Raw genomic sequence first — 12,737 nt, 5'->3', positions numbered from 1 at the left:
GGGCACCCGGACCCGGGCCTTGCCGCTACGGCCGCCACAACGGATGCTCCCGCTCCGCCCAGGTGCGGCTGACCAGCCCGCTTCGCAGCCCGCGGCGGGCCTCCGGATCCCCGAGTGCCATGCCGATATGGCCGGCGAGGACCACGCCGATCGTCAGGGCGAGCCAGTCGTGGACGAACGTCGCCGAGGTGCGCCACACCAGCGGGGTGAGGTGGGTGAACCACATCGTCACTCCCGTGCCGAGCATCACCAGTGTGGCGCCCGCGATCCAGGCCGCGTACGTCTTCTGACCCGCGTTGAACTTTCCGGCGGGACGGGACGCGCGCCGCCGGTCCCGGCGCAGCGCCGCGCGCAGCCAGAGCCGGTCGTGCGGCCCCCAGCGGTTGAGGTGGCCGAGGTCCCGGCGCAGGGCACGGGAGGCCAGGCCCGCCAGGACGGGCGCCGGGAGCATCAGCCCGGCCCACTCGTGGACCCGGACCACCAGCTCACGGCGGCCCACCAGTGCGGCGAGTGCCGGGATGTACAGGCAGGCTGCGGTTGCCACGCACACGCCCATCAGCACGGCCGTCAGGCGGTGCACCCAGCGCTCCGCACGGGTGAAGCGCCGTACCAGGGCCGGAGCGGAGACGGGTTGTGCGGTGTCAGTTCGTGGGGGCATCGTCCCGTCCGTTCGACCGGCCGACCCAGGCGTCGACGTCGTAACCCCGGTCCTCCCAGTAGCCGGGACGCACGTCCCGGGTGACGGTGATGCCGGAGAGCCATTTGGCGGACTTGTAGAAATACATGGGCGCCACATACAGGCGCACCGGTCCGCCGTGGTCGTGGGTGAGCGGCTTGTCCTGCATCCGGAGGGCGACCAGGATGTCGTCGCGTCGCGCCTGGTCGAGGCTGAGGCTCTCGGTGTACGCCCCGTCGAAGCAGGTGAAGCGGACGGCGCCGGCGGAAGAGCGGACGCCCGCGGCCTCCAGCAGCGTGGCGAGCCGTACCCCTTCGAACGGCGTCTTCGGCACCCGCCAGCCGGTGACGCACTGGACGTCGTGCACGAGCCGGGTCTGGGGCAGGGCCCGCAGATCGGCGAGCGTATAGGTCTTCGGGTGGTCGACCAGGCCGTCGACGGTGAGGCGGTAGTCGGTCTCGCCGCGGTGGGGGACGGACGCCGTCACGGAGTAGTAGCGGAAGCCGCCGCCGTTGGGCAGCAGACCGGTCAGGCCCGTCGGGTCCTTGCCGGAGACGGCGCCGAGGAAGGCTTCCAGGCCGCGCTGGAGCGTGGGTGCCGCGACGACGCCGAGGGCGCCGAGCCCCAGGTCCCCAGCAGGACCCGGCGGCCGATCGGGGTGCCCGTCGCGGCGGGCTCCGCTGTCTGCCGGCCCGGTGTCTGCCGCCCCGGTGTCTCCCGGTCCGCCCTCTCGCGGTCCGCGGGCTCCGGTGCGTCCCGGTCTTCGGGTCGTTCAGGGTTCACGGATCGATTCGAACACCCGGCAGCCCCTCGAGGCCAGGGGGTACGGATACCCGTCAGGCTTCCGTAACCACTTCACACCGCATTCTCAGGCGCCCCGCCACCACCTACCCGAGCGCCTTCGCCGCCGCACGTCCGGCCGTACGCCCCGAGAACAGGCAGCCGCCGAGGAAGGTGCCCTCGAGGGAGCGGTAGCCATGCACCCCTCCCCCGCCGAAGCCCGCCGCCTCCCCGGCCGCGTACACCCCCGCGAGCGGGCCGCCGCCCTCGGTCAGCACCCGCGAGGACAGATCGGTCTCCAGGCCGCCCAGGGTCTTGCGGGTGAGGACGTTCAGACGCACCGCGATCAGCGGACCCGCCTTGGGGTCGAGGATGCGGTGTGGGGCGGCCGTGCGGATCAGCCGGTCGCCCAGGAAGCGGCGGGCCCCGCGGATCGCCGTCACCTGAAGGTCCTTGGTGAAGGGGTTCAGGATCTCCCGGTCCCGTGCGACGATCTCGCGGCGCAGTTCGGTCTCGTCGATGAGCGGCTCCTTGGTGAGCGCGTTCATCCCGCGCACCAGCGCGCCCAGGTCCTCCTCGACGACGAAGTCCACACCGTGGTCCATGAACGCCCTGACCGGTCCGGGCACGTCCGCCCGGGCCCGCCCGATCACGTCCCGGACCGACTTGCCGGTGAGGTCCGGGTTCTGCTCGGAGCCGGACAGCGCGAACTCCTTGCCGATGATCTTCCGGTCGAGCACGAACCAGGTGTGGTCGTATCCGGTCCTCATGATGTGCTCGAGCGTGCCGAGGGTGTCGAAGCCGGGGAAGAGCGGGACGGGCAGTCGCCGGCCGCGGGCGTCGAGCCAGAGGGACGACGGGCCCGGCAGGATGCGGATGCCGTGGTTCTCCCAGACGGGGTCCCAGTTGTGGAGCCCCTCTGTGTAGTGCCACATGCGGTCACGGTTGATCAGTCGGCCGCCGCTCTCCTCCACGATGCCGAGCATCTTTCCGTCGACGTGCGCGGGCACGCCGGAGACCATCCGCCGCGGCGGCTCGCCGAGGCGCTTCGGCCAGTTGGCGCGCACCAGGTCGTGATTGCCGCCGATGCCGCCGCTGGTGACGACGACCGCCTGGGCCCGGAACTCGAAGGCGCCGGTGACGGTGCGGCTGCTGGCCCTGCCCCGCTGGACGTCCGAGGGCTCCAGGACCTCTCCCGTGACGGTGTCGACGGTGCCCGCGCTGCGCGAGAGCCCGGTCACCCGGTGGCGGAACTTCAGCTGGACGAGACCGCGTGCCGCCCCGGCCCGTACCCGCCGTACGAACGGTGCGATCACCCCGGGGCCGGTCCCCCAGGTGATGTGGAAACGGGGGACGGAGTTGCCGTGGCCGGTGGCGTCGTATCCGCCGCGCTCGGCCCAGCCGACCACCGGGAAGAAGCGGACGCCCTGCCGGTGCAGCCAGGCCCGCTTCTCATCGGCCGCGAAGTCGATGTACGCCTCCGCCCACATGCGGGGCCAGTGGTCCTCGGGCCGGTCGAAGGCGGCGGTACCCATCCAGTCCTGGAGGGCCAGGGCGTGGCTGTCCTTGATGCGCAGCCGGCGCTGCTCCGGCGAGTCGACGAAGAACAGGCCCCCGAAGGACCAGAACGCCTGGCCGCCCATCGACTGCTCGGGCTCCTGGTCCAGGAGGATCACCTTCCGGCCGGCGTCCACGAGTTCCGCGGTCGCGGTGAGCCCGGCGAGGCCCGCCCCGATCACGATGACATCAGCGTCGTAGGCCATGGGCCCGTTCCTCTCGCCGTGGCTACCGGTCGGTATGTCGCTACCGACGGGTCAGATCCTTCGGCAGGAGGAGTCACGGCGTCAACCGCCTGTTTCCGGGTACTCGCCGTCCTCTGCACACACCGCGCCGGTCGTCATGTGCGGGCGGGGGGCCTGCCTGGGAGCGGTCAACCACGGGCGGCCCGCAGCCCGGGGCGTTACAGTCGGCGTCATACGCCTCCCGTGACCCCGCTGAATCATCGAGGTACAGCGTGTCGGTACTGGTTCTGGCCCTTGCCGTGAGCGCGGCCTTCTGCCTGGGCACCGGCTTCGTGTTGCAGCAGAACGCCGCACAGCACGCGCCGCTCAGCGACTTCCTCTCCCCCCGGCTGCTGCTGGACCTGATGAAGATACCGCGCTGGCTCGGGGGCCTCGGCCTGATGGCGGTCGGCATGGGCCTCAGCGCGGTCGCGCTGGCCCACGGCGAGATCTCCCTGGTGGAACCGCTGGTCGCCACCAACCTGCTGTTCGCGCTGGCCGAGTCCCGCCGGCAGACCAGGCAGCCACTGGGCCGCCAGGGATGGCTGGGGCTCGCGCTGCTCGCCGGTGGCGTCACGGCGTTCATCGTGGCGGGGCGGCCCAGAGCGGGCGTCGCGGTCACGGATCCCGTACGGCACTGGCTGATCCTCGGTGTGATGGTCGGGCTGGCGCTGCTGCTGACGACGTACGCGAAGAAGTCCCGGCTGATCATCGGGCCGGTGCTTCTCGGCCTGGCCGCGGGGCTGCTCTACGGCGTGCAGGACGCGCTCACCCGGGTCAGCGGGCAGCGGATCACGGAAGGCGGCTGGAAGGAGTTCATCACGGGCTGGCAGCCCTACGCCGTGCTGGTGCTCGGGGTGGCGGGGCTGATCCTGGTGCAGAGCGCGTTCGAGACGGCGCCGCTGCGGATGTCCCTGCCGGCGCTGACCGCCGCCCAGCCGCTGGCTGGGATCGCGTGCGGGGTGGGCTTCCTCGGCGACCGGCTGCGCACCGACACCGGCGCACTGGCCTGGGAGGCGGCGGGCCTCGCGGGGATCGTCTTCGGCATCGTGCTGCTGGGCCTGCACCCGGCCATGCCCCGGGGTACGTCGGCGCCGGAACGGGAACGGGATCTACAGGCAGGGTGAAGCAGACGGCGGGGCGGACGGGTCCGTACCGCACGGGCGGCGCCCACGGTGCGGGGTCCCTACCGCACGGGCGGCGCCCACGGTGGCGGTTCCGGCTGCTTGGATGGGTCCATGAGTGCCGCTGACGAACTCCTCGACATCGTGGACGAGAACGACAGGGTCGTCGGGCAGTCGCCCCGCGGTGAGGCCTACGCGCGTGGGCTGCGCCACCGGTGTGTGTTCATCCAGGCGCGGGACGGCGAGGGCCGGCTCTTCGTCCACCGCCGCACCCCCACCAAGCTGGTCTTCCCGTCCCTGTACGACATGTTCGTCGGCGGGGTCGTGGGCGCGGGCGAGACATACGACGAGGCGGCCCTGCGGGAGGCGGAGGAGGAACTCGGCATCAGCGGGCTGCCCCGGCCCGAGCCGCTGTTCAAGTTCCTGTACGACGACGGCGCCGGCCGGACCTGGTGGTCCTCGGTCTACCAGGTCCGCTGCGACCTGCCCGTCAGCCCCCAGGCCGAGGAGGTCGCCTGGCACGCGTTCCTTCCGGAGGAGGAGGTGGAACGCCGGCTGTCCGACTGGGAGTGGGTCCCGGACGGTCTGGCCGCGTACCGACGCCTCGAGGAGCACCGCCGGGCCACGGCCTGACCTGCCCGCCAGGGCCGGCCCCGCCTCGGGCGGCCTCCCCTTGGGTCGTGCCCGCCACCGCCACGCCGGAGTCCCGGAGCGGACCGGTAGGGTCCATCGGGTGAGCGAATTCGTGCGGAACGTCCGGCTGTGGTTCGTGCCCCAGGAGGTCCGGCAGGAAGGCCGTACGCCCGACTACCGCTTCTCGCTGGCCAACGAGCGCACCTTTCTGGCCTGGCTGCGCACCGCGCTGGCGCTGATCGGCGGGGGCTTCGCCGTGGACCAGTTCCTGCCGGACCTGCGCTGGGCCTGGCGGGCCGGGCTCGCCCTGGGGTTGCTGGGCGCGGGAGTGCTGTGCTCGCTGCGCGCCATCAACCACTGGGTGCGCTGCGAGCGGGCGATGCGGCGCGGCGAGGACCTTCCCGCCTCGCGTTTCCCCGCGCTGCTGAGCATCGCCGTCGCCGTGGTGGCGGTCGCGATGGTCGTGATCGTTCTCGCCGGCTGGGAAGGATGAGCGGCCCGGCCCCGGAGCGCGACCCGGGGCTCCAGCCGGAACGCACCCGGCTCGCCTGGCGCCGCACGACCCTGTCGAGCACCGTGGTGGCCGTTCTGGCCGTGAAGGCGGCGCTGCACGACGGGACGGCGGCCGGCTTGGTCACGGTCACCCTGTGCGGCCTGCTCTGGCTCGGCCTCCTGGCGCTCGCCCACCGGCGCATCCGTGCCCTGGCCACCACGGAAACCGGCCACCCCCCGCGCCTGAAGCCCCGTCACGCCGCCGCCGCGACCCTCTGCACGGCCGCCCTCGCGCTGTGCGCGGCCGCACTGGTGTTCTGAGCGCGTCCTGGGCGTTCGCACGGCACACTTGACGAATGAGTCGGGATTGCACCATTTCATCCCGCCGGTCCACGCCATTCGCACGACACCTCCGAGGTGAGCGCCATGAGCACTCAGCATGCGGAACACACAGCACACACCCACAGCCACGGCCCCGCCTGCGGGCACGACGCCGTACCGCACGGGGACCACGTCGACTACGCGCACGACGGCCATCTGCACCGCGAGCACGGCGGTCACTGGGACGAGTGCGAGGCCGGCGGGCACGTCACCCACGAGGGACACGAGCACCAGCACGGAGAGGGCTGCGGCCACCGCCAGGTGCGGCACGGCGACCATGTCGACTATCTGCACGACGGCCACCGGCACGCCGAGCACGAGGGACACTGGGACGACCACTGAGGGCTCCACGGCCGGCAGCGCCAGGGAACCCCTGCCGCCGCGGTCTCGTTGTCGACTGGCAGGCTGATCACCGGTTGACGACGACTGAGGGGGTCCCATGGCCGCGGCGGAGCCGTACACGGTCGCACTGGCCGACGACGTACACGCCTATGTGCAGCCGGACGGCGGGTGGTGTCTGAACAACGCCGGGCTCGTGAGCGACGGCGGCACGACCCTGCTCGTCGACACCGCGGCGACCGAGCGCCGCACACGCGCCCTGGCCGCCGCGCTCGCGGCCACGGGGGTGCCCGCGCCGCGGTTCGTCGTCAATACCCACCACCATGGCGACCACACCTATGGCAACGGCCTCTTCGCGCCGTCCGCGGTGATCGTCTCGCACGCCGACTGCCGCCGGGAGGCACTGGCGAGCGGGCACAACCTGCCGCTGGTGTGGCCCGCGACCGACTACGGGGACATCCGCATCCAGGGCGCCGACCTGACGTACACCGACCGCACGACGCTGCATGTCGGCGGGATCGACGCGGAGATCATCCATCCCGGCGTCGCCCACACCGTCGGGGACTCCGTGGTGTGGCTCCCGCACCGGCGGGTGGTGTTCGCCGGCGACCTCGTCTTCGAGGGCGGTACGCCGTTCTTCCTGATGGGTTCGCTCAGCGGCTCGCTGCGCGCCCTGGACGTGCTGCGCGGCCTGGGCGCCGAGACGGTCGTACCCGGCCATGGCGCGATCACCGATCCATCGGAGTTCGACCGCACCGAACGCTATCTGCGGTTCGTCGCGGAGGTGGCGCAGCAGAACCACGCGGCGGGACGTACGCCGCTGGAGGCCGCCCGCGCCACCGACCTGGGCGAGTTCGCCGAGTGGCGCGAGAGCGAGCGGCTGGTGGCCAATCTGCACCGTGCCTACGCCGAGCTGGACGGACGGCCGGAGGGCGCCCCCATGGATCCGCTGCCCGCCTTCCACGACATGGCCGTCGTGAACGGCGGGGAGATGGTCGCCAGCCACGCATGAGAGCGCGGCGGCGCGCCGCCGCCGTGACGACACCCGGCAGCCGGGCGCCACGAAGAGCTCGTGGCGCCGATCACGTTCGCCCCACCCACTGGACGGCATACCGACCGGTCGGCATCATGATGCAGATCCCTTTTCCGCGCCAGGAGGAGCAATGATGAGCCCAGACCACCCGCCGGGTCTCGATCTCGACCGGCTGCGCGGCCTGCTCGACACCGAGCGGCCCGGCCTGGTGAACGGTCCTCTGACGGGCCGGCTGATCGAGGGCGGGCGGTCCAACCTCACCTACGCCGTCTCGGACGGCACGGCCAAGTGGGTCGTACGGCGGCCCCCGCTCGGGCACGTCCTGGCCACCGCGCACGACATGAAGCGCGAGCACCGGGTGATCAGCGCGCTGCACCCGACGGCGGTCCCGGTGCCGCGCCCGGTCCTGCTGTGCGAGGACGACTCGGTCCTGGGCGCCCCCTTCTACGTGATGGACTTCGTCGAGGGCACCCCCTACCGCACGGCCGGGCAACTGGCCCCGCTCGGCCCGCAGCGGACCAGGGACGCGGTCCTCGGCCTGGTGGACACCCTGGTCGAGCTGCACGCGGTGGACCCCGACGCGGTGGGGCTCGCGGACTTCGGCCGCCCCGATGGCTTCCTGGACCGGCAGCTGCGCCGCTGGGGCAAGCAGCTGGACGCCTCCCGCAACCGTGAGCTGCCCGGCATCGACGAGCTGCACGCCGCACTCGGCCGCGCGCTGCCCGTCTCGCCCCCGGCCACCGTGATCCACGGCGACTACCGCCTGGACAACGTGCTGCTCGGCGAGGACGACCGGATCGCCGCCATCCTGGACTGGGAGATGTCCACGCTCGGCGACCCCCTCACCGACGTCGGCCTGCTGGCGATGTACAGCGTGCCGCTCCAGCTGCCGGACTCCCCCATCTCCACCACCGCCTCGGCCGCGGGACACCCGGACCCGGCCGAGCTGATCGAGCGGTACGCCGCCCGCTCGGGGCGCGACCTCACCGGCGTCTCCTGGTACACGGCGTTCGCCTGGTTCAAGCTCGCCGTCATCCTCGAAGGCATCCACTACCGCTACACCCTCGGCCAGACGGTCGGACGGGGCTTCGACCGCATCGGCGAACTGGTGCCCGTCTTCATCGAGCACGGCCTGACCACCCTCCAGGAAGGCTGATCCGCCATGGACTTCGCGTTCGACGCGCGCACCGAGGAGCTGCGCGCCAAGTTGCTCGCCTTCATGGACGAGCATGTCTACCCGGCCGAGGCCGTCGCCCACGAGCAGCGGGCGGGGCTGGCCTCCCCGTGGGACACCCCCGCGATCGTCGAGGAGCTGAAGGCGGAGGCCCGCCGGCAGGGCCTGTGGAATCTCTTCCTGCCGGACGCGGAGTACGGCGCCGGGCTCACCAACCTCCAGTACGCCCCGCTCGCCGAGATCACCGGCCGCTCCCCGCAGCTCGCGCCCACCGCGCTGAACTGCGCGGCGCCCGACACGGGCAACATGGAGGTGCTCGCCCAGTTCGGTGACGAGCGGCAGCGGAAGCAGTGGCTGGAGCCGCTGCTCGCCGGGGAGATCCGGTCGGCGTTCGCGATGACCGAGCCGGAGGTGGCCTCCTCCGACGCCACCAACATCACCACGCTCATCGAGCGCGACGAGGGGGGCACCGCCGAGAGCGGCGGAGAGTACGTCATCACCGGCCGCAAGTGGTACATCTCCGGGGCGATGAACCCGGACTGCAAGATCTTCATCGTCATGGGCAAGACGGACCCGGACGGGCCCGACATCCGCCGTCAGCAGTCGATGGTGCTGGTCCCGCGCGACACGCCCGGCGTGCACGTCAAGCGCGCGATGCAGGTGTACGGCTACGAGGACCACTACCACGGCGGTCACGCCGAGGTCGTCTTCGACCATGCACGCGTGCCGGTGTCGAACCTGATCGGCGAGGAGGGCGGCGGCTTCGCCATCGCCCAGGCCCGGCTCGGTCCGGGCCGTATCCACCACTGCATGCGGCTGATCGGCATGGCCGAGCGGGCGATCGAGCTGATGTGCGAGCGGGCCGTCTCCCGCACCGCCTTCGGCAAGGCGCTCGCCCAGCAGGGCGTCGTGCACAACTGGATCGCCGACGCACGCGTGGCCGTGGAGCAGCTGCGGCTGCTGGTCCTGAAGACCGCGTGGATGATGGACACGGTCGGCAACAGGGGCGCGCACACCGAGATCCAGGCCATCAAGATCGCCACCCCGCGCACGGTCGTCGACATCATCGACAAGGCGGTCCAGCTGCACGGCGCGGGCGGGGTCAGCCAGGACTTCCCGCTGGCCGAACTGTGGGCGGCGGCCCGGACCCTGCGGCTCGCGGACGGCCCGGACGAGGTGCACCAGCGGTCCCTGGCGCGCCGGGAGCTGAAGAAGTACCTGTGAGACACGGGTGCGGGGCGGCCGTGGGCACGGCCGCCCCGCACACGCGTGGGCTCAGGGGCGCAACGCCCGCAGCAACAGGTCCGCGAGGTGATCGGCGACCTGCTGGGGGCTGAGCGGCCCGTCGGGGCGGTACCAGGTCGACAGGTGGTGCACCGAGCCGAAGTGATAGTCGACCACCAGGTCGGCGGGCGTGGCGGTGGAGAACACGCCCTCCTTCTGGCCCTCCTCGATCAGCGCGCGGAACCGTTCGTGGTAGCGGCGCCGCTCGGCGCGTACCTGCTTGTTCTTCTCCGGGCTCAGGTGGTGCATGGACCGGAAGAAGATCATCGCGTCGTCGAGGTTCTCGATCGTGGTGACGACGACGTCGGCGGCCGCGTCCCGCAGCCGCTTCTCGACCGGCTCGTCGGCGTCCGCGAAAGCGTCGAGGCGTTCCTGCTGGACGCGCAGCACGCGCGCGTACACCTCGTGCAGCAGATCGTCCTTGGAGCCGAAGTAGTGGTACAGCGCGCCCTTGGTGACACCGGCCGCCTCGACGATCTCCTGCACGGACGTGCGGTCGTACCCCTGGTCGGCGAAGAGCCGGGTGGCGGCGGCCAGCAGCCGCTGCGGAACGGGTGTACCGTCCCCCTCCGTCGTTCTGGGCACTGCCGCCACCTGCCTTTCCGTGATGCTCTACTGGCTGATCTGCGAGCGGGAACGCAGTTCCCGACGGAGGATCTTCCCACTCGCCGTTTTCGGCAGGTCGGTCAGGATCTCCACCTGGCGGGGGTACTTATAAGCCGCCAGTCTCTCCTTGCAGTACGCGGCCAGCGCCTCCGGATCCGTCTCGGCGCCGGGCCGGAGGCTGATGTACGCCTTGACCGTCTCCCCGCGGTAGCCGTCGGGCACCCCGACGACGGCCGCCTCGCGCACCGCCGGATGGGTGTAGAGGACGTCCTCGACCTCGCGCGGCCACACCTTGAAGCCGGACGCGTTGATCATGTCCTTCTTGCGGTCGACGACGTACAGCCAGCCCTGCTCGTCCATGAATCCGATGTCCCCGGTGCGCAGTTCCCCGTCCGGGAAGGTCTCGGCGGTGGCGTCGGGCCGCCCCCAGTAGCCGGGCACGACCTGCGGACCCCGGACGACGATCTCGCCCTGCTCACCGAACGGTACCTCCAGCCCCTGGTCGTCGACGATGCGGACGACCGTGTCGGGGCCCGGCACGCCGACGGCCAGCGTCCCGGAGACGGGGTCCACGGGGGCCTCGCGGGCGGGCGGCACGGAGGCGCAGGGGGCGGTGCACTCGGTGAGGCCGTAGCCGTTGCGGATGTAGGGCCCGAAGTCGGCCCGGAACTTCTCCACCAGGGCGGGCGGCAGCGGGGCTCCGCCCGAGGAGATGCCCTGGAAGGAGGAGAAGTGGCCGGGGGTGGCGGACGGGTGGGCGGCCAGTGCCATGAAGGCCGTCGACGGGCCCACGGTGTAGTGAGGCCGGTGCTCGGCGAAGGCGTCGAGGACGACGCCCGCCTCGAAGCGGTAGGCGAGGACGAGCGTGCCCCCGCTGGTGAGACAGGACACCAGTTCGCACACCATGCCGGTGATGTGGAACAGGGGCGCCAGCGCGAAGTAGACCGGCACCTCGGGCAGGCCCAGCCCGGTCCGCTGCCGCTCGGCGTTGTACATGATGTTGCCGTGGGTGTTGGTGGCGCCCTTGGGGGTGCCGCTGGTGCCCGAGGTGTAGCTGATCAGGGCGATGTCCGAGGGAGCGGGGTCGCGGCCCTCGGGTGCCCGGTGGCCCTGCCGGGCGACGGCCACGAGGTCGTCCGCGTCGGCGGCCGGTTCCGCCCGCTCGAAGGTCAGCACGCGCGCGTCGCCCCGGGTCTGGAGGTCCAGCTCGCAGGCGGTGAGCACGATGCGGACCGGCGAGCCGGCGGCCGTGTCGCGCAGATACGCCTCCCACGCCCGGTCGGCGCACACCAGGGCGCTGACCTCGGCGTCCTTCAGGATGTGCGTGACCTCGCCCGACTTGTACATCGGGTTGACGGGCACGACGGTCGCGCCGGCCTTCCAGGCCCCGAGCAGGGCGATCACGAAGTGCGGGGAGTTCTGCAACAGGACCGCGACGCGGTCGCCGCGTTCGAGGCCGCGGGCGGCGAGGTGGCCGGCGACCGAGTCGGTGAGGTCGTCCAGTTCCGCGTAGGTGATGCGCCCGTCGAAGTAGGCGAGGGCGGTGCGGTCCCCGGGCACCGTGCGCAGGGCGTGCACCAGGGAGTCGGCGGGGTGGACGGTGGCGCGCTGGGCGTCATCGAGCAGGGCGAGCCAGGGCTTCGCCGCGTACCGGGACGTGCTCACCGGGCGGACTCCCACTTCTGCTGGAGGTGGTTCATGTTCGTCAGCCAGCGGTCCGGCTCGGTGGCGCGCGTCTGGTAGTACGCGGCGACCTCGGGGTGCGGCAGGATCAGGAAGCGGTCCTCCTCGATGCCCTTGAGCAGCGCGTCGGCGACCTCCGCGGGTTCGATCGCGGTCGGTACGAGGACCAGTTCACCGGCGCTTCCGGAGGCGGTCAGCATGTCGGTGCGGACGCCCTGGGGGCAGATCGCGTGGACCTTGAGGCCGCGGTGCCGGTAGGTCAGCGAGAGCCACTCGGCGAAGGCGTACGCCCCGTGCTTGGTGACGCTGTAGGGGGCGGCGCCGATCATGGTGAGCAGTCCGGCGGCGGAGACGGTGGAGACGAACCGGCCCTCGCCGCGCTCCAGCCAGGCGGGCAGCAGGGCGTGGGCGGCGCGGACGTGCGCCATGACGTTCACGTCCCAGGCCCGCTCCCACACCTCCTCGTCGGCGGCCTCGGTGCCGGCGGAACCGAGGCCCGCGTTGGCGCAGTAGATGTCGACCGTGCCGCCGAGGGCGTCCCGCGCCTCGGCCACGATCGAGGAGGCGTCGCCGGGGACCGCGATGCCGCCGATCTCGTCGGCCACGGCCTTCGCCCGTTCGGCGTCCAGGTCGTTCACGACGACCCGCGCTCCCTCGGCGGCGAAGCGGCGGGCCAGAGCGGCCCCGATCCCGCCCCCCGCCCCGGTGACGACCACTCCCGCATCCTGCACGGCTTCCACCATCGGTCTCC

At 72.1% G+C, this 12,737-nt stretch carries 13 protein-coding genes and 1 pseudogene; 8 read left to right on the top strand and 6 right to left on the bottom strand.

From position 1 onward, the window contains the following. Positions 1 to 25: 25 nt before the first annotated feature. The 3 genes and pseudogenes from ABZ823_RS07460 to ABZ823_RS07450 all read right to left on the bottom strand — a co-directional run bounded on the left by ABZ823_RS07460 (position 26) and on the right by ABZ823_RS07450 (position 3,219). Positions 26 to 658: a cytochrome b/b6 domain-containing protein gene (locus ABZ823_RS07460; RefSeq protein ID WP_361655018.1), complete on the bottom strand. Its 633-nt coding sequence runs from the start codon at positions 656 to 658 to the stop codon at positions 26 to 28. Further along, positions 642 to 1,330 (bottom strand): annotated as a pseudogene (locus ABZ823_RS07455) (molybdopterin-dependent oxidoreductase). The gene ABZ823_RS07460 and the pseudogene ABZ823_RS07455 overlap by 17 nt, the downstream one beginning before the upstream one ends. A 233-nt stretch (positions 1,331 to 1,563) precedes the next feature. Next, the gene (locus ABZ823_RS07450) at positions 1,564 to 3,219 is read right to left on the bottom strand and encodes an FAD-binding dehydrogenase (RefSeq protein ID WP_361655015.1); all 1,656 of its coding nucleotides are present in this window, start codon (positions 3,217 to 3,219) and stop codon (positions 1,564 to 1,566) included. Between the two features lie 251 nt (positions 3,220 to 3,470). On the opposite strand from ABZ823_RS07450, the gene ABZ823_RS07445 reads away from it, so the two are divergent. The 8 genes from ABZ823_RS07445 to ABZ823_RS07410 all read left to right on the top strand — a co-directional run bounded on the left by ABZ823_RS07445 (position 3,471) and on the right by ABZ823_RS07410 (position 9,637). Beyond that, complete coding sequence (locus ABZ823_RS07445) at positions 3,471 to 4,364, top strand: DMT family transporter (protein ID WP_361655012.1); 894 nt, start codon at positions 3,471 to 3,473, stop codon at positions 4,362 to 4,364. A 111-nt stretch (positions 4,365 to 4,475) separates the two neighbouring features. Then, on the top strand, positions 4,476 to 4,994 hold the full coding sequence (locus ABZ823_RS07440; protein WP_361655010.1) for an NUDIX domain-containing protein: 519 nt from the start codon (positions 4,476 to 4,478) through the stop codon (positions 4,992 to 4,994). A gap of 100 nt (positions 4,995 to 5,094) precedes the next feature. Then, the gene (locus ABZ823_RS07435) at positions 5,095 to 5,487 is read left to right on the top strand and encodes a DUF202 domain-containing protein (RefSeq protein ID WP_361655007.1); all 393 of its coding nucleotides are present in this window, start codon (positions 5,095 to 5,097) and stop codon (positions 5,485 to 5,487) included. Then, on the top strand, positions 5,484 to 5,807 hold the full coding sequence (locus ABZ823_RS07430; protein WP_361655004.1) for a DUF202 domain-containing protein: 324 nt from the start codon (positions 5,484 to 5,486) through the stop codon (positions 5,805 to 5,807). Before ABZ823_RS07435 ends, ABZ823_RS07430 begins: the two co-directional genes overlap by 4 nt. Positions 5,808 to 5,912: 105 nt before the next feature. Then, complete coding sequence (locus ABZ823_RS07425; protein ID WP_361655002.1) at positions 5,913 to 6,209, top strand: hypothetical protein; 297 nt, start codon at positions 5,913 to 5,915, stop codon at positions 6,207 to 6,209. 97 nt (positions 6,210 to 6,306) lie between these two features. Beyond that, complete coding sequence (locus ABZ823_RS07420) at positions 6,307 to 7,218, top strand: MBL fold metallo-hydrolase (RefSeq protein ID WP_361654999.1); 912 nt, start codon at positions 6,307 to 6,309, stop codon at positions 7,216 to 7,218. 154 nt (positions 7,219 to 7,372) lie between these two features. After that, positions 7,373 to 8,395 (top strand): phosphotransferase family protein, encoded by a 1,023-nt coding sequence (locus ABZ823_RS07415; RefSeq protein ID WP_361654996.1) that lies wholly within the window; start codon positions 7,373 to 7,375, stop codon positions 8,393 to 8,395. Positions 8,396 to 8,401: 6 nt separating this feature from the next. Beyond that, positions 8,402 to 9,637 carry an acyl-CoA dehydrogenase family protein gene (locus ABZ823_RS07410; protein WP_361654993.1) on the top strand — a complete coding sequence of 412 codons (1,236 nt, stop codon included), beginning with the start codon at positions 8,402 to 8,404 and terminating at the stop codon, positions 9,635 to 9,637. 51 nt (positions 9,638 to 9,688) lie between these two features. Here the strand turns inward: ABZ823_RS07410 and ABZ823_RS07405 are convergent, their stop codons facing one another. From ABZ823_RS07405 to ABZ823_RS07395, 3 genes are read right to left on the bottom strand one after another with little or no spacing between them, the layout of a single operon-like run. Beyond that, a complete protein-coding gene (locus tag ABZ823_RS07405; protein WP_361654990.1) occupies positions 9,689 to 10,282 on the bottom strand; it encodes a TetR/AcrR family transcriptional regulator in 594 nt (197 codons plus the stop codon). Positions 10,283 to 10,309: 27 nt separating this feature from the next. Then, on the bottom strand, positions 10,310 to 11,968 hold the full coding sequence (locus ABZ823_RS07400) for an AMP-binding protein (RefSeq protein ID WP_361654987.1): 1,659 nt from the start codon (positions 11,966 to 11,968) through the stop codon (positions 10,310 to 10,312). Further along, positions 11,965 to 12,729, bottom strand: a complete 765-nt coding sequence (locus ABZ823_RS07395) for an SDR family oxidoreductase (protein ID WP_361654984.1) — start codon at positions 12,727 to 12,729, stop codon at positions 11,965 to 11,967. The genes ABZ823_RS07400 and ABZ823_RS07395 overlap by 4 nt, the downstream gene beginning before the upstream one ends. Positions 12,730 to 12,737 lie beyond the last annotated feature (8 nt).

Source organism: Streptomyces sp. NPDC047079, from assembly GCF_040643755.1.
Taxonomy (GTDB): Bacteria; Actinomycetota; Actinomycetes; order Streptomycetales; family Streptomycetaceae; genus Streptomyces.
This window is presented reverse-complemented; position numbering and strand designations above follow the sequence as displayed.